A 23,701-nucleotide genomic window follows, 5' to 3' on the forward strand; every position below is an offset into this window, starting at 1 on the left:
TGAAGAATGAATCAATTAAGTTGTAACGATTGCGGGAAAAAATATGAGATGACACCAACTCTATGGAAATGTGATTGTGGTGGAGTATTCAATCTAGTGAAAGATACCCCGAAAATAGACGTCATAGCTTGGGATCACTATCCAAATTCATTATGGCGTTATGTTGAAACCATGCCATTTCCAAAAGGTTCTAAGACGTGGGAAACTGTGACAATGGGCGAGGGCCAATCTCTTTTAATCGTTCTAGATCCTAATGAACCAAACACTTATGTAAAAGTTGATTATATGATGCCGACACTATCATTTAAAGACCGTGGAGCAGCTGTGTTAATGACAAAAGCTAAGGAATTAGGGGTAACAAAAGTCATTGCTGATAGCAGCGGGAATGCAGGAACGGCAATTGCTGCGTATGCGGCGCGTTGTGGTATTGCCTGTGACATCTATCTAAGTGATCAAACGTCACCTAAAAAAGTCGCTCAAATAAAAGCCCACGGAGCAACGATTAAAGAAATTCATGGTACACGAGAGGACATTGCAGCTGCGGCCCAAAAGGCAGTAGACGAGGAAAACGTTTTTTATGCAAGCCATGTCTATAACCCTTATTTTTTCGAAGGTACAAAAACATACGCCTATGAAATCTTTGAGCAACTAAAAGGAGCACCGGATGCTTTAATCATTCCGGTTGGAAACGGCACTCTGCTGCTCGGTGCGTATTATGGCTTTAAAGAGTTATTTGAAAATGGTCTCATTCATAAAATACCGAAAATTGTTGCTGTCCAAGCGAAAAACTGCGCACCCCTTGTGAAAGCCTATCAAAATGAAGAAGAATCAGCATCACCTGTCACAAATAAAGGGACTGTAGCAGAAGGGATCGCTATTGCTGCCCCAGCGCGTTCTAAACAAATTTTAGAAGCTGTATACAAGACGAATGGTACGTTTATTGATATTGAAGAAGAAGAAATTATACATGCACGCTCTAAACTGAGTGAGAAAGGATTTTATGTCGAAGTGACATCTGCCATCAATTTTGCTGGCTACATGAAATATCAAAAGGAATCAGAAGAAACCATTATCATACCTCTTTGTGGGGCAGGGATTAAATCAACATAACCTTAGGACTCTGGTAGAATAGAGCGTTGCGTGCATCGTTGTCCTATAATATGATCAATCGGGAGTAATATTTGCGAATGTTGAAAACATTGACCATCACAATTTGAAAACGGAAGAATGATTCGTGGAAATGGATTTTACTCATTGCGAAGCACATTGGTCTTGCACCAACTTCCATGATTTTAGATGCAAATTAGCAGCATGTATCGGTATGAATTTAGATGAAATGGAGGGATTTGGCGGGGACATACCCTTTAAAAACTTTACAGATGACATCATTCCTTTGCTGGATCTTTCCGGATTCTGATAGTTACTTAATGCCAGAGGTTTGTCAAACTGTTGCAGTTAAATTGCGTCAACTGATCCAAAATTGGCCAGATGATGATATGGATAAAATGAACGATCTCTTTCTGGCAGTGGGAATGGAATTGGCACATCAACAAAATGAGCCATTGGGATTTATATAATGTAAAAGATCTTTACGGATCGATTGATTCTTTCTCTCAATAAAATAGAGGTCAAGGATAAAGTTTTTCATTTGTGTTGATGACGTAAACCATGTCTTAATTGACATGGTTTTTTACTTGCAATAAAGTACGAAAGCAGTATTAGAACATATTCAAACAGCTCGACATTACACAATAATCAAAGCATTAACAGAAAATTGGTATGCAAAAAAATGTTGGTACTGGTACTTAAAACACCCAAATGACTCATGTTAGCATAAATCCAACAGCATGCTGACACAAAAATGATAGCTATTTTGAGCCAAAAATAGAATTTCCTTAAGATGAAATGAAAGGGGAGCATAACTAAGAATAAATTTTTGTTTAAATTCATATAATCAATTGATTATATAAGTTTTCAGTTATATACTGTTGAAGGAGTTGATAACAGGGACCGACACCCATATTTGAAAAGAGGGGGAATCATTGTGACTACAGATGTTTCAATTGGTGTGACACATATGTCGAATTGTTTAAAAACACTCAGTGATCAAACAAGAATGATCATGATGAAATTGTTTTTGGAGAAAGAATATTGTGTGTGTGAACTGGTAGATATGTTCGAAATGAGTCAACCAGCTATTAGTCAGCATCTACGGAAATTAAAAAAAGCTGGATTTGTCAATGAGAACAGAAAAGGGCAGTGGCGTTATTATTCAATCAATACACTGTCTCCAGAATTTGAAACGATTCGTATCATCTTAAATCAAATTAATAAAGAAGATGACCTTTTAAAAAGAATACAACAGAACGCAACAAACATGTCTTGTTCGTAAGGAGGGATGGGTTTGAGTTTTGCCGTTTTATCATTAATCATATTTTTGTTAACTTTGGTATTGGTTATTTGGCAGCCAAGAAATCTATCCATAGGGTGGTCCGCATGTGGAGGGGCCATTTTAGCATTAATCGTAGGTGTTGTGAATGTTGACGATGTGATCACCGTGACAGGCATCGTTTGGAATGCGACTTTAGCTTTTGTCGCCATTATCGTCATTTCACTCATCCTTGATCGAATCGGCTTTTTTGAATGGGCAGCATTGCATATGGCAAAAGCTGCAAAAGGCAGTGGGTTGCGTATGTTTGTGTATGTGACCATCCTTGGTGCAATCGTCGCTGCTTTATTTGCAAACGACGGTGCAGCACTTATTTTGACACCCATTGTTTTAGCCATGGTCAGAGCATTACACTTCAATGAAAAAATTGTATTCCCTTTTATTATCGCGAGTGGGTTTATTGCAGATACAACGTCGCTCCCTCTTGTCGTAAGTAATTTGGTGAACATTGTAACAGCCGACTATTTTAACATTACGTTTATTGAATATGCATCCAGAATGGTGGTTCCAAACCTTTTTTCGTTGCTTGCGAGTATCACTGTACTGTACCTTTTCTTTAGAAAGAGTATACCTAAACGCTATGATATGAATGAGTTAAAACACCCAAGTGAAGCAATAAAAGATCCAAAGATGTTTAGATTATCTTGGTATATATTAGCTTTTTTATTGATTGGTTATTTTGCAAGCGAATTTTTATCTATACCTGTATCGGTCATAGCTGGTGTGATTGCCATTTTATTCTTGGTCATTGCACAAAAAAGCCCTTCTGTTCAAACAAAAAGCGTTCTAAAAGAAGCTCCCTGGGCGATCGTTTTCTTTTCCATAGGTATGTACGTTGTTGTCTATGGCATGCGAAATGCAGGACTTACTGATGCTCTTTCAAGCGTAATTCAAGCTGTAGCAGATCAAGGTTTATTGGCAGGGACTCTTGGTATGGGATTTATCGCAGCGATTCTTTCATCTGTCATGAATAATATGCCGACGGTCATGATCGATGCATTAGCCATATCCGGCACCGATACACAAGGAATGATGAGAGAAGCGTTAATATACGCAAATGTCATTGGTTCTGATTTAGGACCAAAAATTACGCCCATTGGCTCCTTAGCAACACTTCTATGGCTTCATGTCCTTTCTCAAAAAGGTGTGAAGATTTCCTGGGGGACATATTTCAAAATAGGGGTCATTTTAACTGTACCAACACTATTCATTACACTTTTAGCTTTGTATTTCTGGCTATTGATTATACATTAAAGGAGACGATCAACATGTCAAAGAAAACAATTTACTTTTTATGTACCGGTAATTCTTGCCGCAGTCAAATGGCTGAAGGTTGGGCTAAAAAGCATCTTGGAGATGAGTGGAAGGTTTATAGCGCTGGTATTGAAGCTCATGGATTAAATCCGAATGCTGTAAAAGCAATGAAAGAAATAGGGATTGATATTTCTCATCAAACGTCTGACCTGATTGATCAGAAAATATTACATCACGCTGACTTAGTCGTAACACTATGCGGGGACGCAGCTGATAAATGCCCGATGACTCCTCCTCATGTCGAGCGTGTCCATTGGGGCTTTGATGATCCAGCAAAAGCAGAAGGAACAGAAGAAGAGAAGTGGTCATTTTTCCAAAGGGTAAGAGATGAAATTGGAGATCGATTGAAACAGTTTGCTGAGACTGGAAAGTAGTGCTGCGTTTGAGTCGATTGAATATAAAATCTAATAATAAAGAGGATCAAGTCAAAGATTCTCTTTTTGCATTAATTAATATCTAGTTTACATAATATATATTCTAGGAAGTTAAACAACAATTGAATTTTCTTTGTCTCATTATTAAGTATACTTATCTTATTGAGATAAAATAAAAAATGAAAATCCAACGGTTGATTCGTCAGATTTTCATTCCTCTAAATGTTTTAAGATTTTTGCAGGATTCCCGCCAACAATCACATTTGACGGAACATCTTTTGTTACAACGGATCCTGATGCAATGACAGCATGATCTCCGATTGTCACACCTGGATTGATAATGGCACCACCGCCAATCCATACATGATGTCCAATTGTGACTGGTTTGCCGAATTCAATACCTGTTTGACGTTCTTCTGGATTTAACGGATGTCCAGCTGTATATATATGTACATTCGGACCTAACAAACAATGATCTCCAATTGTAATCTTGCAAACATCTAATAACACAGCATCAAAATTCGCAAAAAAATGCTCACCAACCTCGATATTGTATCCATAATCACATTGTATTCTGCCTTCAAATACCACATCATCTCCGCAAGCGCCTAAAAGCTCCTTTAAAATGGCCTTTCTCTGTGATGGCTCATTTGTTTGCTGATAGGCAAATGTCAATTGTCGCGCTTTTGCTCGATCTTTCATCAATGTGTGGTCATTTGGGTGATAGTATTCTCCTTTGATCATCTTTTCTTTTTCTGTTTTCATGTTCATCTCCCTTTTATTGAAACTTCATTCATCGTTTGAATGAATGCCTCGGTGAATTGTGTCGTCGTCTCATTTCCTCCTAAATCCTTCGTTTTCAAGTTCTTTTTTAAGGTCTCATCAAGAGTATGTTCGATCAGACTGGCTGTCTGTTTTAATCTTTCATCTTGATATTTCACATGTAACCAGTTACAAAGCATCACTGTAGAAAGAATCATGCCCATTGGATTGGCGATATTTTGACCAGCTATATCAGGTGCTGATCCATGTGCCGCCTGTGCCATCGCTTGATTTTCGTTACAATTTAATGAGGGTGCCATTCCTAAACTTCCGACTAGTTCCCCTGCAAGATCAGATAATATGTCGCCAAACATATTTTCTGTCACAATCACATCAAAATCACCTGCACGTCTCACTAAATGAGCAGCCATCGCATCAATATGAATATCCTCAACCTCCACTTGTGGATATGCTTTCGCTACCTCTTGACATGTTCGTAAAAACAAGCCAGATCCTAATTTGATCACGTTCGCTTTATGAACAATGGTGACTTTCCCCCTCCTCTCCACTGCACGTTGAAAGGCCGCGTGGGCAATACGGGTAATTGCTTTTTTTGTAAACACACCTGTAGATATGGCGACATCTGGTGTAATCATCCACTCTCCTGTCCCCTGATACATATTCCGGTCTGGATAAAAGCCTTCTGTATTTTCTCGAAAAATGACAAGGTCGACGCCACTGGCAACGCTTTTCACACCTGGTAGCGATTGCGATGGACGAATATTTGCAAATAAATCAAATGTATGACGCAGTTCTCCACTTGGATTTCTTCTTTCTTTCAATTGATCAGGATATGAAGCTGAATCATGAGGTCCTAATATCCAGCCATGGCATTTTTTCAAGGCGGCTATCGTAGAAGCTGGCACTGGATCTTGATGAGAATGAATGGCTTCAGCACCGATAGGACACTCTACAAATTCCACAAATGGTTCATTGAACTGTGACAGCGCTGTCTTAAAAATACGCATACTAGAATTAACAATTTCCGGTCCAATCCCGTCTCCCTTTAAAACACCTATTCGATATGACATATGTATCGCCCCTTTTGTCTTTATTCTATCAAAGAATGATGAAGTTGGAATATTTTCTTCATGATGATCCTCCCTCATGTTATTTACGAATCAAGAAGTCTCCTTTATAATCGAGTAGATTTGTTCTGTATGACTACATAGATATGAGGGATTAGATGAAATTAAAGTGGTATAAAGCGATCATTGTTATTTTTACGATGTCTGGGATCTCCATCTCCACTTGGTTTTCAAGAACACCAGAAGTGAGAGATTTGTTGCAAGCAGATACAGGCACAATGGGACTCATTTTACTCGGCCTATCTGTAGGTTCCATCGTCGGGCTGATTCTGTCCAATGTATTCGTTCGCAAAAAAGGCGGCCGAGTGGCGATTGTGGTCAGCGCTTTTTTGATGTTTATTGGATTCTCAACCCTTGCAATCGGCGCCGCCCTCTCTTCTACGCTAATTGTCACTGCTGGCCTTTTTCTTTTTGGTTCAGGCTCAGGCATGTGCAATGTAGCCATGAACTTAGAAGGAACGGAGATTGAGTATCAGATCAAGAGAACGATCCTGCCGATTTTGCATGCTTCTTTCAGTATTGGAACGTTAATTGGTGCAGGTGCAGGAATTCTCTTTATTTATTTAGGTGTGTCTGTCCTCATTCACCTTCACACCATTGCACTCCTTTTCTTTCTCAGTATCCTGATTTGTACACGGTTTATTCCGCACGGGACAGGAAAAGATCAGGATGAGACGCAGACAGAATCAGTTGAGGCTTCTCAAACATCATGGCTGAACAAACGAACGATCTCATTAGCGATGATTGCCTTATGTCTCGCATTTGTAGAAGGTTCTGCAAATGATTGGATTCCACTAGCAATGGTTGATGGCTATCAGGTTTCTCATTCAATGAGTACGGTCATCTATGCATTATTTTTGTGCGGGATGATTAGTGGCAGACTACTGAGCGGACGTTTCATTGATCGCTTTGGCAGGGTGCTATTGCTAAGAATCGCGATTTTATCTGCTGCCGCCGGACTATTCTTGGTGATTTTAAAGATTTCACTCGTCGTGTGTATGATATCTATCTTTTTATGGGGACTTGGCGCGTCCTTAGGCTTCCCGCTGACCATTTCAGCAGCTGGTGATGATAGCCGCTATGCTGTCAAGCGTGTCAGTATCGTCACTTTATCTGGGTATACAGCCTCTCTATCAGGGCCCCCTGTTTTAGGACTGCTCGCCAATCAAGTCGGACTGCTTCATGCGTTTATTTTTGTTCTGTTTGCCACTTGTATTGCGGGAATCTTCACAAAAGCTGTTGCAAAACCGACATCAATACATTCTTTTTGACAAGTGCCAGATCTTTGATCTCGGTACTTTTTTTAAATTTAAAAAATAAAATTGAAACCTTTCATGAAGTGAAACAGTCCTATAGATGTCTTGATGTTTAGCGCTTTTTTAAAGAGGGAAAGTAAAAAAATAAGACTTTTCAAATAACTGAAAACGTGGTAAGATCATGAAAATAAACAGGAAGGGGTGAGAAAAATGAAAAAAAATATGCTGTTAAAATTAGCAGTCTTATTCATAGCACTTGCAAGTTTTCATTTGTTCTCAATGCCTCATTCCGTTCAGGTATACCATCATGCAAAGGTGGTTGCTGATCAAGAATCACATGAAATGAAAATCGTTCAGACAGCAGGCGATGAAAAGAAACAAAAACATGTGAACGCAGTATTTGCGGCATTTACAGCACTGCTAGTCATTGGCAGCATGGCAGCTGGATTTGCACGCATCACTTATACTGATCGATTTGACCGGAAAAAGAAGCATTTACTTGCAGTGTTCTACCAGTCTTCGAATTTCCGAGTAGCTCGTGTTAACCCAACCATTTAAATCAAACAAAAATTGGGAGGTTTTACACGATGTTATTTTTCTTAAGAGTATTCATTCTAGGTCTGTTCTCTGTCACTTCACTTTCTCTTTTCGTTTACCAAGGAATTGAAGTAGTGCATGCCATCACAAGCATGTTTGGCAATCACGAGAGTTAAATTGACCTCATCATAAAAAACCCCCTGCCTTACGCAGGGGGTTTTCATTTTGCTTATTTATTGTCATCTTGGTCAGATGCAGCAGGTGATAAAAGAACTTGAGTTACTTCTCCCTGCTCTTCCTCATCTAAAATAAACGATCCATTGCTATAACGATCATTTGCCCTTAGTGTGGAAATATCTAGCGGGATCGTGGCACCCTTTTCCGTATCAATCTCAAGTGTATCGTGTAGTGAAGCAGCAATCACAGCAACAATTCTGTGAGGGTTTTTCTTTAATTCTCTTAGCATGATCACTCCACGTTTTGCTCTTGATGTCTTATCAAATTCAGAGAGGTTCATCCGCTTCACAGCACCTCTTTGTGTCGTGAGAACAAGCACATTGTTCTTCGGATCAATCATTTGTCCAGAGACCACCTCGTCTCCGTCCTTCAAATTGATGCCTTTCACACCAGCCGCTCTCGGACCGACCACACTCACTTCTTCTTCATCAAACCATAATCCATAGCCATTTTTCGTTGCAATAAACAATTCTTGCTGACCTGTTGTGACATGAACATCTACAAGTTCATCATCACCTTTTAAATTCAAGGCGACAAGCGGTTTTGAATAACGCTGCGCTTTATATTGGAGAAGCTCTGTTTTCTTCACCATACCGCCTTTTGTGAAGAACAGGAGATACGATGATTCATCGAATTCTTTAATTGGGATCGCTTTTTGAATGGATTCATCGCGATCAATCGAAATAATATTCGTAATATGCTGCCCCATGTCTTTCCAGCGTATATCTGGCAGCTGATGAACTGGACAGTAAATATAGCTCCCTTTATTCGTAAAGAGCAGAAGAACATCTGTTGTATTCATTTCAAACTGGTGAATCAGTCGGTCTGTATCCTTCATACCGAAGTCCTTACCGTTTGATGCAGCATAGGAACGCTGGCTTGTCCGTTTGATGTATCCATCCTTTGTGACTGTGACGTACACGTCTTCTGATGCGATCATCACTTCAAGGTTAATCTTAATTTCTTCAATTTTTTCCTCAATGACAGATCGTCTTTCATCAGCATACGTCTTTTTCAACTTCTTCAAGTTGTTCGTAATGACTTTAAACAGCTTTTTCTCATTCGCTAAAATGTCTTCAAGTTCTGCAATTCGCACGTCAAGCTCTCTTGCTTCGTCTCTTAGTTGGGTGATATCTGTATTTGTTAAACGATATAACTGGAGAGAAACGATCGCTTCTGATTGTGCTTCTGTAAAATCATATTTCTCCATCAAATTGTTTTTCGCATCACGCTTATCATTAGACGAACGGATCGTCGCAATGACTTCATCTAAAATGGAAAGAGCTTTAATTAACCCATCTACAATATGATGACGTTCTTTTGCTTTTCGAAGCTCGTATGCTGAGCGGTTCGTCACCACTTCTTTTTGATGAGCAATGTAAGCGTCTAGTACAGTTGTAAGCGTCATTAAAGTCGGTCTTCTGTTATGTATCGCGACCATATTAAAGTTATATGGGATTTGCAGATCAGAATTTTTATATAAGAAATTCAAGACACCATTCGCATCTGCTTCTTTTTTCAGCTCTACAACAATCCGAAGGCCGGTACGATCCGTCTCATCCCGAACTTCTGAAATTCCTTCTACTTTTCTTTCAATGCGGAACTCGTCCATCTTTTTGACAAGATTGGCCTTATTCACTTCATAAGGAATTTCTGTGATCACGATTTGCTGGCGTCCACCACGAATGGTTTCAATCTCCGCTTTTCCGCGAATCATAATCTTTCCTTTTCCTGTTTCATATGCCTTCTTAATACCATCCACACCTTGAATGATCCCGCCTGTTGGGAAATCTGGCCCTTTGATGACTGTCATTAAATCCTCAACCGTACAATGCGGCTGTTCGATTCGCTTAATCACGCCATCAATCACTTCTCCTAGATGGTGCGGCGGAATATCAGTCGCATAACCGGCTGAAATCCCTGTTGAACCGTTCACAAGAAGGTTGGGAAACATCGCTGGTAAGACAACAGGCTCTTTGCTTGTATCATCAAAGTTCGCGACAAATTCGACTGTCTCCTTGTCGAGGTCCTTTAAAAGCTCTGATGCAATGGCAGAAAGCCTTGCTTCAGTATAACGCATGGCAGCAGGAGGATCTCCGTCGATACTCCCGTTATTTCCATGCATCTCAATCAGCACATTTCGCACTTTCCAATCCTGGCTCATTCTCACCATTGCTTCATAAACAGATGAATCACCATGCGGATGATAGTTACCAATGACGTTACCGACTGTTTTGGCAGCTTTACGGAAGTTTTTATCTTGTGTATTTCCTTCTGCATACATCGCATATAAAATTCTTCGTTGTACAGGCTTTAATCCATCACGTGCATCTGGAAGTGCACGATCTTGGATAATATATTTACTATAGCGACCAAAACGGTCCCCAATCACTTCTTCTAACGGTAAATCATGAAATCGTTCTTGTTGTGCCATGTTTAAACCTCCTCAGCTAGCGACAAGTTTTCATTTTCAAGAATGTTGCTTTCCTCATCAAGTCCAAAGGCGACATTCTTTTCAATCCATTTACGGCGTGGTTCTACTTTGTCACCCATCAGTGTCGTGACGCGGCGTTCCACCCGTGCAGCATCATCGATCTTCACCCTGACAAGCGTTCTCGACTCTGGATTCATTGTCGTTTCCCATAGCTGGTCGGCATTCATTTCACCTAAACCTTTATAGCGCTGAATCGTATATCCTTTTCCAACTTTCTTTAGTACGTCATCCATTTCTTCATCAGACCAAGCATATTCAATGACTTCTTTCTTCCCTGAGCCTTTGCTAACTTTATATAAAGGCGGAAGGGCAATGAATACTTTGCCATGCTCAATCAGCGGCTTCATATAGCGGTAGAAGAATGTAAGCAATAGAACCTGAATATGCGCGCCATCTGTATCAGCATCTGTCATGATGACAATTTTGTCATAATTGATGTCTTCTACATTAAAATCGACACCAACCCCGCCGCCAATAGCATGGATAATGGTGTTGATTTCTTCGTTTTTGAAAATATCCGCAAGCTTTGCTTTCTCTGTATTAATGACCTTCCCTCGAAGCGGCAGCACCGCTTGGAATTTACGATCACGTCCTTGCTTGGCTGATCCACCCGCTGAGTCGCCCTCTACAAGATACAGTTCGTTTCTTGCCGGGTTTCTAGATTGAGCAGGTGTTAATTTTCCGCTGAGTGTTGCTTCAGATTTTTTCCGTTTCTTGCCGCTCCTTGCTTCTTCTCTTGCTTTTCTAGCCGCTTCTCTTGCCTGCTGCGCTTTAATCGCTTTTTTCACAAGCAGTGTTGCCGTTTCGCGGTTTTCTTCAAGGAAATAAGCCAATTTTTCAGAGATCACAGCGTCTACAGCAGACCTAGCCTCACTCGTTCCAAGCTTTCCTTTTGTTTGTCCTTCAAATTGAAGAAGTTCTTCAGGAATTCTGACAGAAATAACAGCTGACAGACCTTCACGAATATCCGTACCTTCTAAATTTTTGTCTTTTTCTTTTAAAAGGGTCACTTTGCGTGCATATTCATTAAAGGCTCTCGTCATGGCCGTTTTTGCACCAGACTCATGTGTACCGCCATCTTTGGTTCTTACGTTATTGACGAACGACAAAATATTTTCTGAATATCCGTCGTTAAATTGAAAGGCAAAATCGACTTCAATGGACTGATGTTCGCCTTCAAACGAAACGACTTCACTAAGTACATCCTTTTCCTCGTTTAAATAAGCAACGAACGCTTCAATACCTGTCTCATAATAAAAGGTTTCCTGCACATCATGGCGCTCATCAATCAGCTCTATTTTTAGCCCTTTTAATAAAAAGGCTGATTCTCTTAAACGCTCTGATAATATATCAAAATTATAGGTGGTGACACTGAACATCGTTGGATCTGGCTTAAAATGAATCAGTGTACCGGTCTTTTTCGTTTTCCCGATTTTTTCAAGTGATGTGACTGGCTTTCCGCCATGTTCAAAGCGCTGGTGATAAATAAATCCATCGCGTTCTATCGTCACGGTGAGCCACTCTGAAAGTGCGTTCACAACGGACGCCCCAACCCCATGAAGTCCACCACTTGTTTTATAACCACCTTGACCAAATTTTCCGCCTGCGTGCAGGACAGTTAAAATGATCTCAGGTGTCGGTTTTCCAAGCTTATGCATACCAGTAGGCATTCCGCGCCCTTTATCTTGGACGGAAATGCTGTTATCTTTATGTATTTTGACAATGATATGATCTCCATGGCCAGCGAGCACTTCATCGACAGAGTTGTCTACAATCTCATAGACAAGGTGATGAAGACCGCGGGAATCCGTCGATCCAATATACATCCCTGGACGTTTACGGACCGCTTCAAGCCCCTCTAGCACCTGAATAGAATCATCGTTATAATCTACTTGCTGCTTTTTAACCAAATGCTTAATCCCCTTTCACTAACAAACATAACCGGCTAATCATCAATGATCTCTCTAGATTTTAATGATGATCATGCTGCTCATTACTGTCCACTTTAATAAGCTGCATCATCACCATGCATGTGTGATTCAGTGATACATGCTCTTTTGCACGGTTATGAGAATGTTCTACATTCTGCAATCAGAACTAGAAGTCCATTATAAACAAGACTGTTTCATAAGCCAAATGCAATCATATGATGGTTTTAGCAAAACAGAACAAATGTTCTATATTTATCTTATCGCTCTTTTTCTCGATATGCAAGGTCACCGATAGGTCCCTGTCGCCTTATTTTATCGCTTTCTTCTAGAATCGCAAATATATTTCTGCAACAAAAAAGCAAAAATCCTTGAAAAACCAAGGATTTTTGACGATTTAATGAGTTTTTGTCATCGCATGAGCCACTTTGATACATAAATCCATGATGGCGACCTTGCCATTTTCCTCAATCAGCCTTTTCGCCTCTTCATGATATACGCCTTGCTGCGCCCAAAAAACAGGTGCGTCTATTTCAAGAAATTCTTTCGCCACTTCAGGCAAAAACTCAGAACGTCTAAAGACATTGACGATATCAACAGGCCCTTCTATGTCTTTTAAAGAGGCGACCGCTTTTACCCCAAGTGCTTCATCAATCGTTGGATTGACAGGAATGATGTCATAACCGGCATCTTGCATGGCTTTTGAAACCATATAGGACGTTCGGTGCGGCTGATCTGACAAACCTACAACTGCAATTCGCTTACTGCTTTTTAATATACGCCCAATTTCTTGTTTTGAAGGATGATTCATCCAGACACTCCTTTTCTTCTATTTTAGCGAATTTCTTGTTAAAAACAAAGCTGAATTCATCGGCCATCGTTTTTTTCAAAAAAAGATCGCCATGTTTTTCATAAGATCATGTTAAAATGTAAGACAAGAGGGAGAATATAAAGGAGTTATGCAGATGTTAATTGCTTTGATGTTTATTTTGGCTTATCTTCTCGGCAGTATTCCATCAGGTCTCATTGTCGGGAAAGCTGCAAAGGGAATCGATATCCGTGAACATGGCAGCGGGAACCTAGGTGCGACGAATGCATTCCGTACACTGGGTGTGAAAGCAGGGTCCATCGTTATCACTGCTGATATTTTAAAAGGGACTCTTGCTTCGGCTTTACCGTTTTTCATGCAACTGGACATTCACCCCTTATTAGCAGGAGTTGCTGCTGTTATCGGTCACAGCTTTCCTGTCTTTGCAAAATTTAAAGGGGGAAAAGCGGTCGCTACATCAGGCGGCGTGCTGTTATTTTATGCCCCGTTCTTATTTATCACGATGATCGCTGCTTTTTTCTTATTTTTATACATTAGTAAATATGTTTCATTATCATCTATGCTGACTGGGATCTACACATTCATTTACAGCATATTCACCCAAGATCTATTTTTAATTATTGTTGTTGCCGTTCTTGCTGGCTTTGTGATCTTCAGACACATCGCCAACCTCAAACGAATTCTCAACAAAACTGAACCGAAAATCAAATGGCTTTAGCCGTTTCATCAATTTAAATATGTGGTAAAAGTAAAGAAAAGCTGTTTTTGCATCCTGCATTTAAAAACAGCATGACTTCAAAAAGGGGCGATCACATTGAAATTAACGATAAAAGATGATGCACTCAATTGGTACAAGAATGAACTAGATTTAGAAAAAGGTGATCATGTTCGCTTTTTTGTCAGATATGGCGGGTGCAGTAATGTTCAAAAAGGCTTTTCTCTCGGCGTCGCAAAAGATGAACCTCAAAATGCCGGCGCAACCGCTGAAGTAGAAGGCATTACTTTCTTCGTAGAAGAAAGTGATATTTGGTATTTTGACAACCATGATCTGCATATTGATTATAACGAGTCCGTGAAAGAACCAGAATTTCATTATGAATAAACAAAAAAGATACCTCATCCCTCGGGTATCTTTTTTGTTTATCACTCAATATAAAGTCCATACTCCTGAATGTTTCCTAACGACCGCTCTTTTTGTAAAATCCGTTTTTGCGAATCACCGATGAGATCAAAATGAGGAAAACCTTCGCGAACATGAATCCATTCTTTCTTTAATCCATGCTTTTGTCCCCAAGCGATTAATTGCTCCATATCCTGACAGGCTGCCTTTGTGACAGTATTCGCATGCGGAAAACGGTCATCAAGCCAATAGTGTGTCAAAAAGGCCACATTCCCTTGCCGAACAGCTGATTTCCAAGCATGTAGATCCTTTCTTTTAATTCCAAATGCCATGAATCAAACCTGCTTCTTGGACTGTTCGTATACGCTGTGCCATGCAGGGAAAGCTTTTCTAAATTGAATCGGTCTAAAGGTTTCTTTGTCCACACAAATATGTGAGGTGGTCCCTGTAATAGCCGTTTGTCCATCAGGTTTTTGTATTTCATAGCCATACACTGTTTTCACGCCGTTATATTCTTCAATCCATGTGTGAACTGTAGCCGTTTCACCGTACAGTAGTGGTTTCTTATATTGAACCTGAAGATCGACAACAGGTGCAAGGACACCGTCTGCCTCTAACTGGGCATAGGAAAAGCCTAATTCTTTAATTAACGCTGTTCTGCCGACTTCCATCCAGATTAAATAGTTGGCATGATACACAATACCCATTTGATCTGTTTCTGCATAACGGACTTCTATTTCTTTTTTAGATACATACACGTTTTCATCGCTCTCCTATCAAAACCTAACGTCTCTGACATTTTACCACATTCCAAATGGTTCTTCTAAAAAGAGGCAATAAAATAAACCAGGAATCCCTGGTTTATTCAGTGTAACCGCTCTTTCTTGCTGCTTCCTCGTCCTTTATTTCAGAACGCATTGCGTCAATACTTGTTCTACGGTTTTCATTTTTTTGCTTGATCATCTGCTTTTCTTCCTCTGTTGAAAGACCCATTGCTGCTTCAGATTCATCAATATTTTCAAGTGTGTTTTCGATCATATCCTGCAGCTTCTCAACATTATCAGAACGATCATCTGGATTGGATTGATATGACTTGTCATTCATCATGCTTCCCTCCTATTATTCGCCCTTCGTCTGTATCACATCAGGCTGTTCATTCGATTTATTATGCATCTTTTTGCCTTTATTTCGTTTGTATGCTACAGGTTTTGTCCCTAAATGGTCTGGTGTAAACTGTGCTTGTTTATCATGCTCTCTACCCATCATTCATCCCTCCCTCTTCTTTAGGATGAACGAAAAAGGTCAAAACATAACTTATTTCTGTCTAAATCGCTCTTCCAACTTTTCTTCAAGCTGGTTTAAAAATTCCTCATTGCTTAATAATTCTTTTTTATTTTCAAGCACAAGTTCTTCAAATGTACGGCGCTTTCTTCTTCTCATGTCTATCACCACCTCCACTCTGTTCATACCATTTTCGCCAAAACATTTAGAAAATAAGCAAAAAAGAGCTGAATCATTATAGATCCAGCTCTTTTTCAATTTCTTTTTTTGTGAGCATTTGATGCTTTACAGTCAGGATACGCCCTTTTTCATCTAGTATGTATGTCGTCGGATAGGAAAGTACCTGATATCTCGCTTGAATACCTTTTTGATCTAATAAAACAGGAAAACTGACCTTAAGTTCATCAATAAATGAGGCGACGTGATCCACACTCTTTTCAGTGTTCGTCAAATTCACCGCTAGTACCTCAACTTGGTCATTTTCACTTCTAATTGCGTCTAGATCTGGCATTTCTGTTCGGCAAGGCTTACACCATGTCGCCCAAAAATTGAGGAGTACTTTTTTCCCTCGATAATCAGATAACGATGCCGTTTTGCCATCAAGGGTTTTGAGCTCAAAATCAGGGGCTTTGTCCCCTGTTTCAAGACCGATGGATGGCTCTTTTGGTCCGAATACATTCCATGCAAGTAAACCAATCAACACAAGTAAAACAGCGCTTGCCATTCCTTTTTTCCACATGATTGATCCTCCACTATGTTAAAAAAGAAGAGAAAGCTGTCTAAGCGCCTTCTCTTCTTTGCTTTATTAGTTGCTTGCCAATTTTTCACGCAATACCATTTGAAGGATACCACCATGACGGTAGTAGTCAATTTCGACTTCACTGTCAAAGCGAACAATTACTTCAAATGTTTTCTCGTTGCCATCTGTATCAATTGCTTTTACAGTGACAAGATCACGCGGACGAACTGTTTCATCAACATCTACTTCGAATGTTTCTGTTCCTGTTAGTCCATAAGTTTCTGCACTTTCTCCATCTTTAAACTGTAAAGGAAGTACACCCATGAAGACAAGGTTACTTCTGTGGATACGCTCAAAGCTTTCCGCTAGAACGAATTTAATTCCAAGAAGATTTGTTCCTTTTGCAGCCCAGTCACGAGAAGAACCCATGCCGTAATCTTTACCTGCTAAGATCGCAAGACCAGTTCCATCTTCTTTATAACGCATGCATGCGTCATAAATCGATGTCACTTCACCAGTTGGCCAGTAGGTTGTATACCCACCTTCTGTTCCTGGTGCGATTTGGTTTTTAATACGGATGTTTGCAAAAGTACCTCTCATCATAACATGGTGGTTACCACGGCGAGATCCGTATGAGTTAAAGTCTCTAGGCGATACGCCTCTTTCTTGCAAGTATTTACCCGCAGGTGTGTCTTTACCAATTGCTCCAGCAGGAGAAATATGGTCTGTTGTGACAGAGTCACCGAACTTCGCCACTACGCGCAATCCTTTAAGTGGTTCAACTTTACCAGGTTCAACTGATAAGTTTTCAAAAAATGGCGGGTTATCAATGTATGTGGAATTTTCATCCCATTTATACAATGCATCATCCGTCGTTTTAATTTCATTCCAGCGGTCATTGTTGTCAAAAACAGTTTCATACTCTGAACGGAATAGCTCAGGTGTGACAGTGCTTTTCACGACGCTGTTGATTTCATCCATTGATGGCCAAATGTCATTGAAATAAACGTTCTCGCCATTTTTATCGACACCGATCGGATCTTTTGTTAAATCAATATTCACCGTACCAGCAAGTGCATAAGCCACAACTAATGGTGGAGATGCAAGGTAGTTTCCTTTTACAAGCGGGTGGATACGCCCTTCAAAGTTACGGTTACCTGATAAAACAGAAGTGATCAGCAGATCATTTTCAGAGACAGCATCTTCAATTTCTTTTTCAAGCGGTCCTGAGTTTCCGATACATGTTGTACAGCCATACCCAACAATGTTAAATCCGAGGTCTCTTAAATATGGAAGAAGTCCCGAATTCACGAGGTACCCTGTTACAACTTTAGAACCCGGTGCTAGTGACGTTTTCACGTAATTTGGCACCTTCATACCGAGCTCACTTGCTTTTTTCGCAACAAGACCTGCTCCGATTAAGACGTATGGGTTCGATGTATTCGTACAGCTCGTAATCGCTGCAATCGCAATCGCACCTGTCTTCATCACAGCTTTTTCACCATTTGCTAGATCAAATTCGATTTGTTTGTCCAGCTCTGATTTTTCTAAGCCAAAACCTTGGTTACCAGCTGGGCTTTCGATGTGTTTATGGAACGTCTCTTTCATTTGAGAAAGTGGAATCAAATCTTGTGGACGTTTAGGACCAGATAAGTTTGATTCAATTTGAGAAAGATCAATTTCCACAACATCAGTAAAGATTGGCTCTTCTGCATCCGGCGTATAGAATAAGCCATTTGCGCGAGAATATTCTTCAACGATATTAATTTGCTCTTCATCACGTCCAGTAAGGCGAAGGTAAGCTAGCGCTTCTTCATCTACTGGGAAGAATCCGCAAGTTGCACCGTATTCTGGCGCCATGTTCGCAATTGTTGCACGATCTGCTAACGGCAATTGTGCAACACCAGGTCCGAAGAACTCGACGAACTTGTTCACTACGCCTTTTTCACGAAGAACTTGTGTCACTTTTAAGGCAAGGTCAGTTGCAGTTGTTCCGTTTGGAAGCTCTCCAACTAATTTAGCACCAATGACTTCTGGTACTGGGAAGTATGAAGGCTGACCGAGCATACCAGCTTCTGCTTCGATACCGCCAACGCCCCATCCGAGTACACCGATACCGTTAATCATTGTTGTATGTGAGTCAGTACCAACTAATGTATCTGGGTAAGTGATGATCTCGCCATCTTCTTCGATTGCATGAACAACACTTGCAAGATACTCTAAGTTCACTTGGTGAACGATCCCTGTTGCAGGCGGAACAGCTTGATAATTGTTAAACGCTTTCTTTGCCCAGCTAAGGAAGTTATAACGCTCTGCGTTACGTTCGAATTCTAAATCCATGTTAATGTTTAATGCATCTTCAGTTCCAGCTTTATCGACTTGTACAGAGTGGTCAATGACCAAGTCAACTGGAATTTCAGGGTTGATTTTATCTGGGTCTCCGCCCACATCTGCCATTGCTTTTCTTAAAGAAGCAAGGTCAACGACAGCTGGCACACCCGTGAAGTCTTGTAAAATAACACGAGAAGGTTTAAATGGAACATCAATTTCTTTTACCTCGGCAGTTCCCCATTTTGCCAAGTTCTCAACGTGTTCCTTCTTGATCACTCTACCGTCTACTTGGCGAAGCACTGATTCTAACAGTACCTTAATGGAATAAGGCAATTTAGAAACATTTCCGATTCCTTGTTTCTCGAGTGCTTCTAACGAATAATAGTGATACGTTTTCCCATTTGTCGAAAACGTTTTTCTAGATTGAAAAGCGTCTTGTTTAGCGACTTGCTGCTGTTTCGACATGTCCAAAATCCCCCTTTTGATGATCAAGATCAATTTCAATTCTCAGAAAAATCGTCGTATTTCACCACAATTTTCTCACAATTTCATCTTAAAACAAATTCATACATAAGTAAATAACAATGCTTTTATTAAATTCAATAAGTTTAGCTTATCATGAGGAAATGATTACTCTTCATAAACTGAGCAGCACGGGTTCATACTAATGCTGAGGTGATAGAACATGACAAAAAGAAAAGCAAATCATGTCATTGACGGCATGAACGCAGCCAAAAGCCAAGGAAATGGTGCAGGCTATATAGAAAATGATCAGCTCGTTTTAACAGAAGAACAAAAGCAAAACAATAAAAAGCGTAAAAAAAACCAATAAGAAAGGAGTGAGTAATGATGACGAACAAAAACACAGGGAAAGACATACGTCAAAACTCTCCTAAAGAGCATCAAGGCGGGCAGCCTGAGCCACTTTCAGGCAGTAAAAAAGTGAAAAACCGCAATCATACAAGACAAAAGCACAATTCACATCATGATATGTAAACATTCTCTCTTAAGCCCGTGACCAAACGGGATGTTTTAGGTCTTTCACACATTTCAGCTTTTATCATATGATTTATTATGAGATGTGATGGAGGAGTGTTTATGGAGAATGAAAAGCAAGTGAATTCCTCTGATTTTCTTGAAATAGATGATTGGCTGAGTGTATTAATGGACGATCCTTTTGCATGGTATGACGAACAGCTCCCAATAGATCTTTATGAAACGAGCCGTGATTATATTATTGAGATCGACCTCTCCACCCTATCGATCACTGATTTAAAACTGACCTTTTCCGGATGTGAGCTCATCCTCGCTTATTTGATTGATGAAAGAGAACAGCCGATTGAAAAAAGTGTCATGCTCCCTTTTTATTTGAATGACAAAGACATTGATACAGATTACGAAAACAGAATCATATCAATAAAAATCAAAAAAGAAACCCATCGTCAAGACGGAGCATTTTCCTTTCAAATGCCACACTTCAAACATTAAGAGCCCGCCTGTATACAGGCGGGCTCTCTTCCGTTCGTTTCAAGTCAATACCTTTTGCGAACCACCATGGCCAAATAGTAGAGTCGCTATACAATAATGTATTCCTTTTCTACTAAATGGTTTGGGTCATTCTAGTAAATGGGCGCCTCTTGATCAAAAAAGGCGTTTATAGAAAAAAACACATACATTTTTGTTATTTTCTTCTACCTTCCCTTCATGTAAAATAGAATAGAGAGAAGGGATATAGGGAGTGAGAACATGTTAAGCGGCTGGTTTTTGTGGTTCATTTTATTTTGGGGTACAGTGATGATTGGATTACTAGCAATCGGTGGCTTTTTTATGTTTCGCAAGTTTTTAAAACGATTGCCGAAAGAAGACGGGAAATCAGAGCTTGATTGGCAGGATGAATATATTCAAAAGAGCCTGCACCTATGGCGCGATGAAGACAAACAGCTATTAAATGAGCTAGTATTACCGGTTCCAGAGCTGTTTAGAGATGTCGCCAAAGAAAAAATCGCCGGTAAAATTGGCGAACTGGCACTAAAAGAACAAGCGGCCAGCATTAATTTAGACTTAATCATTCGTGGCTATATTATCGCTACACCGAAGCGGGATCATAAATTTCTACTAAAGCGCCTTCAAGAAAAAAAGATCGACCATTCACCATATGAATCTTTATTAAAATAAACCTCCTTTTTAAAAAGGAGGTTTAATTTATTTGGGCCTGCTGCAGATCTAATTGTTTAGACATCTTTCTAAACGACAAATACATCGCAACCCGCCAAGGGACAATCATGCCAAAGGCTAGAATCCAAAACATCCCGCTGAGCGCACCATAATCAATGGAAGAGCTTAAAATCGTCTTCATTCCGATACGAAGGACAAGAAGTCCAATGAGAATAAACACAAATGCTTTTGAACGTTTCAAATAGATTTCATTGCCTCTAATTTCAAATTTCGATGTTTTAATTAAAAAGATAGAGAAAAACATCCCTACAGTAATCGCCTCTAAAAATTCAGCTCCAGTTACTTGAAACATTGGCACAAAAAACATCAGTGCACCCGTGCTCATAAAGATAGGAGGTAATATAATTTTTTTCGCGGTTGCAGGTTTTGCAGATGATTTAATGCGAATAAACATGACGGCTACCGCCATACATACCGCCACTATAGAAGAAATTATGATCATCATATCAAATCATTCCTTTATTCTTTAAGGTCAGCCTATGTATAATATACTCCAATTGACGAAAAAAAACCATTCGCCGCGACTGTAGAAAACGATTTCAAAAACCCGTAAATCCTCCAAATAATGAAGAGAACATAATAATGATCCATGTCAGAAGATCAAAGAACAGCAAGATCCCTACTACGATCATAATAATCCCGCCAGTTTTCATGATGAGCTGCTGACGCTTTCTGATCCAAGCCATTTTTGTGATGAAAAAGGAAAGAACAAAAAACGGGATAGCAAAACCTAATACATACGCAATCATATAGGTCACAGCGGACTCTGGCTTGTTGCTGGCAAGTGTGATGACGGCTGATAAAATCGGGCCGGTACATGGTGTCCAACCAGCAGCAAAACCCATTCCGATGAGAATCGATCCAAAAAAACCGGCTGGACGATTTTTAAACTGCAACCTCTTTTCTCCCATTAAAAAAGAAGGCTGAAATACACCAAGAATCATAAAGCCAAAGAAAATAATGAGAATGGCACCAATTTGACGAATCGCATCTTGATATTCAATGAAAAACTTCCCAACAAACGATGTCCCAAATCCAATGGCAATAAAAATGAGAGAGAACCCAATTAAAAAGAATAATGTATGAAGCAGACTTCTTCTTCTCAGCATCACCTTCTCAGATTTCACTTCATCTATACTAACGCCCGTAATATAGGATAAAAAGGCTGGATAAAGTGGCAGACAGCACGGTGAGATAAAAGATAGAAACCCTGCTCCAAACGCTAAAAAGTAATTCAAATCTGACAAAAGAACACCTCCTTCTTACAATATACAATAAGAGATGACAAATTCATTTCATTTTTTTTACATCGCCTCAATAAAGATGGTCTAATCTCTTAAAACCTTATATAATTTAATTTGACATCAAGATACCAAACCCTTTAAATTTGAAAATAAACCTTAAAATGGATATAATAGAATCGATTCTTTTTATCAAGATTTGCATGAAAGGAACATGACTTTGGTAAAAACATCATTATTAACTCAAATTGAAGAAAAAAGAGAAGAGCTGATGAAAGTTGTCTTGCATAATGGGATGACATCAACAGTGACCATCGAACATAGCCAGCAGCTAGATCATCTCCTCTTACAATATCAACGACACTTACACTCAAACTCAGCCAACTAATGATATCTCAAGATAGAAACAAATGCCGCACGATTTTAGAAAAGTTGATATGTGTGACAATAAAAGAAACGAAAACCTCTGCTCACAGGGGTTTTTTGTTTTGTCTTTAACGGACGGTTCACGGCAAAATAAAAACCACTTTCCCTGCTTTATTCAAGCAAGTACAGTGGTTTTATGCGTCTGATGAAGGTGACTTCAATAAAGAAAGGACATCGCTTGTCCAATCTTTAGGGACCATGTTCCATCTATGATCATAATAACGTACGTATTATTTCGCTTGGTTGTTCATGGCTTTCATCATTTGATTGATTTTCTTTTGGGACGGTTTCATGCCCATTTGCATCATCATCATTCGAAGCATTTGTTCATTAATTGGTGGATTCTTTTTCAAGTAGCTCATCATATACTTACGAGCAATAAAGAATCCGAGTGCAACTCCTGCAAGCAATGCAACAACGCCTACAAGGATGACAACCCATAAATCCATAATTCTTCCTCCTTCATGTTGTCTCGTATAAAGTGTACTAAACAAAAGGCTATTATACAACATTTCACGTTCAATTTTATTTTTTTAAACAAAATTCCTCACTTTTACCGGATTGAGCCACCCGTGCTTCTTTGATCCAAAGTCCATAGCCAGGAAACAAGGACTAATTTTTCTGAGTACTTCAAAAAACACCGCTTCTGCCTCATAACTGCCTGTGGCAGACATTTGAATGTAACGGTCTTTTATAATGAATGCGGCTGTGCCTTCTCCATCTGGCAGCGATGCACTGTATATTGAGCCTATTTGTGTATAGTGAATGTTGGTTAAATTGTTCATTAAACGCTGGTGCATATGAAAAGCAGGGATTCGTTTCGTTACATAATCCACTTGCTTAACAAGCATGACTAATTCGTCATCACTGCGGTTCGTCCAGTGTAACGATTCAAACAAATGAAACAAAATAGATTCTCTACCAAAATAATGATGAGCAAACTCATCCTCAATCCAATAAATATAATAATGGCGTTCCATGTCTATCCCTTCCTTTCACA

30 protein-coding genes are annotated in these 23,701 nt (G+C 39.7%); 14 read left to right on the forward strand and 16 right to left on the reverse strand.

Annotated elements, in window-relative coordinates; all coding sequences use genetic code 11:
- Positions 1-6 precede the first annotated feature (6 nt).
- The 4 genes from EBQ12_RS00375 (at position 7) to arsC (ending at position 4,137) form a co-directional block, all read left to right on the forward strand.
- Positions 7-1,110, forward strand: a complete 1,104-nt coding sequence (locus EBQ12_RS00375; RefSeq protein ID WP_125588773.1) for a threonine synthase — start codon at positions 7-9, stop codon at positions 1,108-1,110.
- A gap of 934 nt (positions 1,111-2,044) precedes the next feature.
- On the forward strand, positions 2,045-2,392 hold the full coding sequence (locus EBQ12_RS00380) for an ArsR/SmtB family transcription factor (RefSeq protein WP_125588775.1): 348 nt from the start codon (positions 2,045-2,047) through the stop codon (positions 2,390-2,392).
- 6 nt (positions 2,393-2,398) lie between these two features.
- Positions 2,399-3,703 (forward strand): arsenic transporter, encoded by a 1,305-nt coding sequence (locus EBQ12_RS00385; protein WP_481747115.1) that lies wholly within the window; start codon positions 2,399-2,401, stop codon positions 3,701-3,703.
- Positions 3,704-3,717: 14 nt separating this feature from the next.
- Positions 3,718-4,137, forward strand: coding sequence for an arsenate reductase (thioredoxin) (gene arsC / locus EBQ12_RS00390; RefSeq protein WP_008343782.1), 420 nt, complete (start codon positions 3,718-3,720; stop codon positions 4,135-4,137).
- Between the two features lie 210 nt (positions 4,138-4,347).
- Here the strand turns inward: arsC and EBQ12_RS00395 are convergent, their stop codons facing one another.
- Together EBQ12_RS00395 and EBQ12_RS00400 are read right to left on the reverse strand one after the other, a co-directional pair.
- Positions 4,348-4,902, reverse strand: coding sequence for a sugar O-acetyltransferase (locus tag EBQ12_RS00395; RefSeq protein WP_046343638.1), 555 nt, complete (start codon positions 4,900-4,902; stop codon positions 4,348-4,350).
- Positions 4,903-4,904: 2 nt separating this feature from the next.
- Positions 4,905-6,068 (reverse strand): isocitrate/isopropylmalate dehydrogenase family protein, encoded by a 1,164-nt coding sequence (locus tag EBQ12_RS00400; RefSeq protein WP_125588779.1) that lies wholly within the window; start codon positions 6,066-6,068, stop codon positions 4,905-4,907.
- Positions 6,069-6,145: 77 nt separating this feature from the next.
- Here EBQ12_RS00400 and EBQ12_RS00405 point away from each other — a divergent pair, with 77 nt between their 5' ends.
- From EBQ12_RS00405 to EBQ12_RS19590, 3 genes are all read left to right on the forward strand, one after another.
- Positions 6,146-7,318 (forward strand): MFS transporter, encoded by a 1,173-nt coding sequence (locus EBQ12_RS00405; protein ID WP_008343785.1) that lies wholly within the window; start codon positions 6,146-6,148, stop codon positions 7,316-7,318.
- A gap of 195 nt (positions 7,319-7,513) precedes the next feature.
- Positions 7,514-7,861, forward strand: a complete 348-nt coding sequence (locus EBQ12_RS00410) for a hypothetical protein (RefSeq protein ID WP_008343786.1) — start codon at positions 7,514-7,516, stop codon at positions 7,859-7,861.
- 29 nt (positions 7,862-7,890) lie between these two features.
- Complete coding sequence (locus EBQ12_RS19590) at positions 7,891-8,016, forward strand: hypothetical protein (protein ID WP_008343787.1); 126 nt, start codon at positions 7,891-7,893, stop codon at positions 8,014-8,016.
- 53 nt (positions 8,017-8,069) lie between these two features.
- On the opposite strand, the gene parC is transcribed toward EBQ12_RS19590, so the two are convergent.
- The 3 genes from parC to EBQ12_RS00425 form a co-directional block, all read right to left on the reverse strand.
- Entirely contained in the window at positions 8,070-10,511 is a 2,442-nt protein-coding gene (gene parC / locus EBQ12_RS00415; protein WP_008343788.1) for a DNA topoisomerase IV subunit A, read from the reverse strand.
- 2 nt (positions 10,512-10,513) lie between these two features.
- Entirely contained in the window at positions 10,514-12,481 is a 1,968-nt protein-coding gene (gene parE, locus EBQ12_RS00420; protein ID WP_017367329.1) for a DNA topoisomerase IV subunit B, read from the reverse strand.
- Between the two features lie 415 nt (positions 12,482-12,896).
- Positions 12,897-13,310, reverse strand: coding sequence for a CoA-binding protein (locus EBQ12_RS00425; protein ID WP_017367328.1), 414 nt, complete (start codon positions 13,308-13,310; stop codon positions 12,897-12,899).
- 154 nt (positions 13,311-13,464) lie between these two features.
- Here EBQ12_RS00425 and plsY point away from each other — a divergent pair, with 154 nt between their 5' ends.
- The gene (gene plsY, locus EBQ12_RS00430) at positions 13,465-14,046 is read left to right on the forward strand and encodes a glycerol-3-phosphate 1-O-acyltransferase PlsY (RefSeq protein WP_008343794.1); all 582 of its coding nucleotides are present in this window, start codon (positions 13,465-13,467) and stop codon (positions 14,044-14,046) included.
- A 96-nt stretch (positions 14,047-14,142) separates the two neighbouring features.
- Complete coding sequence (locus EBQ12_RS00435; RefSeq protein ID WP_008343795.1) at positions 14,143-14,430, forward strand: HesB/YadR/YfhF family protein; 288 nt, start codon at positions 14,143-14,145, stop codon at positions 14,428-14,430.
- Positions 14,431-14,471: 41 nt separating this feature from the next.
- On the opposite strand, the gene EBQ12_RS00440 is transcribed toward EBQ12_RS00435, so the two are convergent.
- The 7 genes from EBQ12_RS00440 to acnA form a co-directional block, all read right to left on the reverse strand.
- Positions 14,472-14,780: a hypothetical protein gene (locus tag EBQ12_RS00440; RefSeq protein ID WP_008343798.1), complete on the reverse strand. Its 309-nt coding sequence runs from the start codon at positions 14,778-14,780 to the stop codon at positions 14,472-14,474.
- 3 nt (positions 14,781-14,783) lie between these two features.
- On the reverse strand, positions 14,784-15,206 hold the full coding sequence (locus EBQ12_RS00445; protein WP_008343800.1) for an acyl-CoA thioesterase: 423 nt from the start codon (positions 15,204-15,206) through the stop codon (positions 14,784-14,786).
- A gap of 103 nt (positions 15,207-15,309) precedes the next feature.
- Positions 15,310-15,552, reverse strand: a complete 243-nt coding sequence (gene tlp, locus EBQ12_RS00450) for a small acid-soluble spore protein Tlp (RefSeq protein WP_017359579.1) — start codon at positions 15,550-15,552, stop codon at positions 15,310-15,312.
- A 15-nt stretch (positions 15,553-15,567) separates the two neighbouring features.
- The gene (locus EBQ12_RS00455; protein ID WP_008357830.1) at positions 15,568-15,711 is read right to left on the reverse strand and encodes an acid-soluble spore protein N; all 144 of its coding nucleotides are present in this window, start codon (positions 15,709-15,711) and stop codon (positions 15,568-15,570) included.
- A 51-nt stretch (positions 15,712-15,762) separates the two neighbouring features.
- Positions 15,763-15,888, reverse strand: a complete 126-nt coding sequence (locus EBQ12_RS00460; RefSeq protein WP_003211002.1) for an FbpB family small basic protein — start codon at positions 15,886-15,888, stop codon at positions 15,763-15,765.
- 76 nt (positions 15,889-15,964) lie between these two features.
- On the reverse strand, positions 15,965-16,468 hold the full coding sequence (locus EBQ12_RS00465) for a TlpA disulfide reductase family protein (protein ID WP_125588781.1): 504 nt from the start codon (positions 16,466-16,468) through the stop codon (positions 15,965-15,967).
- A gap of 66 nt (positions 16,469-16,534) precedes the next feature.
- Complete coding sequence (acnA, locus tag EBQ12_RS00470; RefSeq protein WP_008343808.1) at positions 16,535-19,264, reverse strand: aconitate hydratase AcnA; 2,730 nt, start codon at positions 19,262-19,264, stop codon at positions 16,535-16,537.
- 220 nt (positions 19,265-19,484) lie between these two features.
- Here acnA and sspO point away from each other — a divergent pair, with 220 nt between their 5' ends.
- The 4 genes from sspO (at position 19,485) to EBQ12_RS00490 (ending at position 20,974) form a co-directional block, all read left to right on the forward strand.
- Positions 19,485-19,631: a small acid-soluble spore protein O gene (gene sspO, locus EBQ12_RS00475; RefSeq protein ID WP_017359581.1), complete on the forward strand. Its 147-nt coding sequence runs from the start codon at positions 19,485-19,487 to the stop codon at positions 19,629-19,631.
- A gap of 17 nt (positions 19,632-19,648) precedes the next feature.
- Positions 19,649-19,795: a small acid-soluble spore protein P gene (locus tag EBQ12_RS00480; protein WP_003211331.1), complete on the forward strand. Its 147-nt coding sequence runs from the start codon at positions 19,649-19,651 to the stop codon at positions 19,793-19,795.
- A gap of 102 nt (positions 19,796-19,897) precedes the next feature.
- Positions 19,898-20,287 carry an Hsp20/alpha crystallin family protein gene (locus tag EBQ12_RS00485; RefSeq protein WP_008343811.1) on the forward strand — a complete coding sequence of 130 codons (390 nt, stop codon included), beginning with the start codon at positions 19,898-19,900 and terminating at the stop codon, positions 20,285-20,287.
- A 258-nt stretch (positions 20,288-20,545) separates the two neighbouring features.
- A complete protein-coding gene (locus EBQ12_RS00490) occupies positions 20,546-20,974 on the forward strand; it encodes a DUF2621 domain-containing protein (RefSeq protein ID WP_007499335.1) in 429 nt (142 codons plus the stop codon).
- A 22-nt stretch (positions 20,975-20,996) separates the two neighbouring features.
- Here the strand turns inward: EBQ12_RS00490 and EBQ12_RS00495 are convergent, their stop codons facing one another.
- Both EBQ12_RS00495 and EBQ12_RS00500 read right to left on the reverse strand, forming a co-directional pair.
- A complete protein-coding gene (locus EBQ12_RS00495) occupies positions 20,997-21,479 on the reverse strand; it encodes a CcdC family protein (protein ID WP_007499337.1) in 483 nt (160 codons plus the stop codon).
- 94 nt (positions 21,480-21,573) lie between these two features.
- The gene (locus EBQ12_RS00500) at positions 21,574-22,281 is read right to left on the reverse strand and encodes a cytochrome c biogenesis CcdA family protein (RefSeq protein ID WP_008343813.1); all 708 of its coding nucleotides are present in this window, start codon (positions 22,279-22,281) and stop codon (positions 21,574-21,576) included.
- 208 nt (positions 22,282-22,489) lie between these two features.
- Between EBQ12_RS00500 and EBQ12_RS00505 the strand changes: the two genes are divergently transcribed.
- Positions 22,490-22,663, forward strand: a complete 174-nt coding sequence (locus tag EBQ12_RS00505) for an aspartyl-phosphate phosphatase Spo0E family protein (RefSeq protein WP_369810454.1) — start codon at positions 22,490-22,492, stop codon at positions 22,661-22,663.
- 268 nt (positions 22,664-22,931) lie between these two features.
- Here EBQ12_RS00505 and EBQ12_RS00510 read toward each other — a convergent pair whose 3' ends face one another.
- Positions 22,932-23,150 (reverse strand): YneF family protein, encoded by a 219-nt coding sequence (locus EBQ12_RS00510; protein WP_003212379.1) that lies wholly within the window; start codon positions 23,148-23,150, stop codon positions 22,932-22,934.
- A gap of 84 nt (positions 23,151-23,234) precedes the next feature.
- The gene (gene sirA, locus EBQ12_RS00515) at positions 23,235-23,681 is read right to left on the reverse strand and encodes a sporulation inhibitor of replication protein SirA (protein ID WP_125588783.1); all 447 of its coding nucleotides are present in this window, start codon (positions 23,679-23,681) and stop codon (positions 23,235-23,237) included.
- Positions 23,682-23,701 lie beyond the last annotated feature (20 nt).

The organism is Bacillus sp. 2B09 (assembly GCF_003946835.1).
Lineage (GTDB): Bacteria > Bacillota > Bacilli > Bacillales > Bacillaceae > Bacillus > Bacillus altitudinis.

What these genes read in the sequence shown, in the direction of transcription:
- sspO (WP_017359581.1), top strand. Translation starts at nt 19,485, where the DNA reads ATGACAAAAAGAAAAGCAAATCATGTCATTGACGGCATGAACGCAGCC.
- EBQ12_RS00455 (WP_008357830.1), bottom strand. Translation starts at nt 15,711, where the DNA reads ATGGGTAGAGAGCATGATAAACAAGCACAGTTTACACCAGACCATTTA.
- EBQ12_RS00440 (WP_008343798.1), bottom strand. Translation starts at nt 14,780, where the DNA reads ATGGCATTTGGAATTAAAAGAAAGGATCTACATGCTTGGAAATCAGCT.
- EBQ12_RS00395 (WP_046343638.1), bottom strand. Translation starts at nt 4,902, where the DNA reads ATGAAAACAGAAAAAGAAAAGATGATCAAAGGAGAATACTATCACCCA.
- tlp (WP_017359579.1), bottom strand. Translation starts at nt 15,552, where the DNA reads ATGAATGACAAGTCATATCAATCCAATCCAGATGATCGTTCTGATAAT.
- EBQ12_RS00505 (WP_369810454.1), top strand. Translation starts at nt 22,490, where the DNA reads ATGACTTTGGTAAAAACATCATTATTAACTCAAATTGAAGAAAAAAGA.
- EBQ12_RS00400 (WP_125588779.1), bottom strand. Translation starts at nt 6,068, where the DNA reads ATGAGGGAGGATCATCATGAAGAAAATATTCCAACTTCATCATTCTTT.
- EBQ12_RS00480 (WP_003211331.1), top strand. Translation starts at nt 19,649, where the DNA reads ATGACGAACAAAAACACAGGGAAAGACATACGTCAAAACTCTCCTAAA.
- acnA (WP_008343808.1), bottom strand. Translation starts at nt 19,264, where the DNA reads ATGTCGAAACAGCAGCAAGTCGCTAAACAAGACGCTTTTCAATCTAGA.
- EBQ12_RS00425 (WP_017367328.1), bottom strand. Translation starts at nt 13,310, where the DNA reads ATGAATCATCCTTCAAAACAAGAAATTGGGCGTATATTAAAAAGCAGT.
- parC (WP_008343788.1), bottom strand. Translation starts at nt 10,511, where the DNA reads ATGGCACAACAAGAACGATTTCATGATTTACCGTTAGAAGAAGTGATT.
- sirA (WP_125588783.1), bottom strand. Translation starts at nt 23,681, where the DNA reads ATGGAACGCCATTATTATATTTATTGGATTGAGGATGAGTTTGCTCAT.
- EBQ12_RS00510 (WP_003212379.1), bottom strand. Translation starts at nt 23,150, where the DNA reads ATGGATTTATGGGTTGTCATCCTTGTAGGCGTTGTTGCATTGCTTGCA.
- EBQ12_RS00465 (WP_125588781.1), bottom strand. Translation starts at nt 16,468, where the DNA reads ATGTGGAAAAAAGGAATGGCAAGCGCTGTTTTACTTGTGTTGATTGGT.
- EBQ12_RS00405 (WP_008343785.1), top strand. Translation starts at nt 6,146, where the DNA reads ATGAAATTAAAGTGGTATAAAGCGATCATTGTTATTTTTACGATGTCT.
- plsY (WP_008343794.1), top strand. Translation starts at nt 13,465, where the DNA reads ATGTTAATTGCTTTGATGTTTATTTTGGCTTATCTTCTCGGCAGTATT.
- EBQ12_RS00495 (WP_007499337.1), bottom strand. Translation starts at nt 21,479, where the DNA reads ATGATGATCATAATTTCTTCTATAGTGGCGGTATGTATGGCGGTAGCC.
- EBQ12_RS00385 (WP_481747115.1), top strand. Translation starts at nt 2,399, where the DNA reads ATGGGTTTGAGTTTTGCCGTTTTATCATTAATCATATTTTTGTTAACT.
- EBQ12_RS00410 (WP_008343786.1), top strand. Translation starts at nt 7,514, where the DNA reads ATGAAAAAAAATATGCTGTTAAAATTAGCAGTCTTATTCATAGCACTT.
- arsC (WP_008343782.1), top strand. Translation starts at nt 3,718, where the DNA reads ATGTCAAAGAAAACAATTTACTTTTTATGTACCGGTAATTCTTGCCGC.
- EBQ12_RS00490 (WP_007499335.1), top strand. Translation starts at nt 20,546, where the DNA reads ATGTTAAGCGGCTGGTTTTTGTGGTTCATTTTATTTTGGGGTACAGTG.
- EBQ12_RS00375 (WP_125588773.1), top strand. Translation starts at nt 7, where the DNA reads ATGAATCAATTAAGTTGTAACGATTGCGGGAAAAAATATGAGATGACA.
- EBQ12_RS19590 (WP_008343787.1), top strand. Translation starts at nt 7,891, where the DNA reads ATGTTATTTTTCTTAAGAGTATTCATTCTAGGTCTGTTCTCTGTCACT.
- EBQ12_RS00485 (WP_008343811.1), top strand. Translation starts at nt 19,898, where the DNA reads ATGGAGAATGAAAAGCAAGTGAATTCCTCTGATTTTCTTGAAATAGAT.
- EBQ12_RS00460 (WP_003211002.1), bottom strand. Translation starts at nt 15,888, where the DNA reads ATGAGAAGAAGAAAGCGCCGTACATTTGAAGAACTTGTGCTTGAAAAT.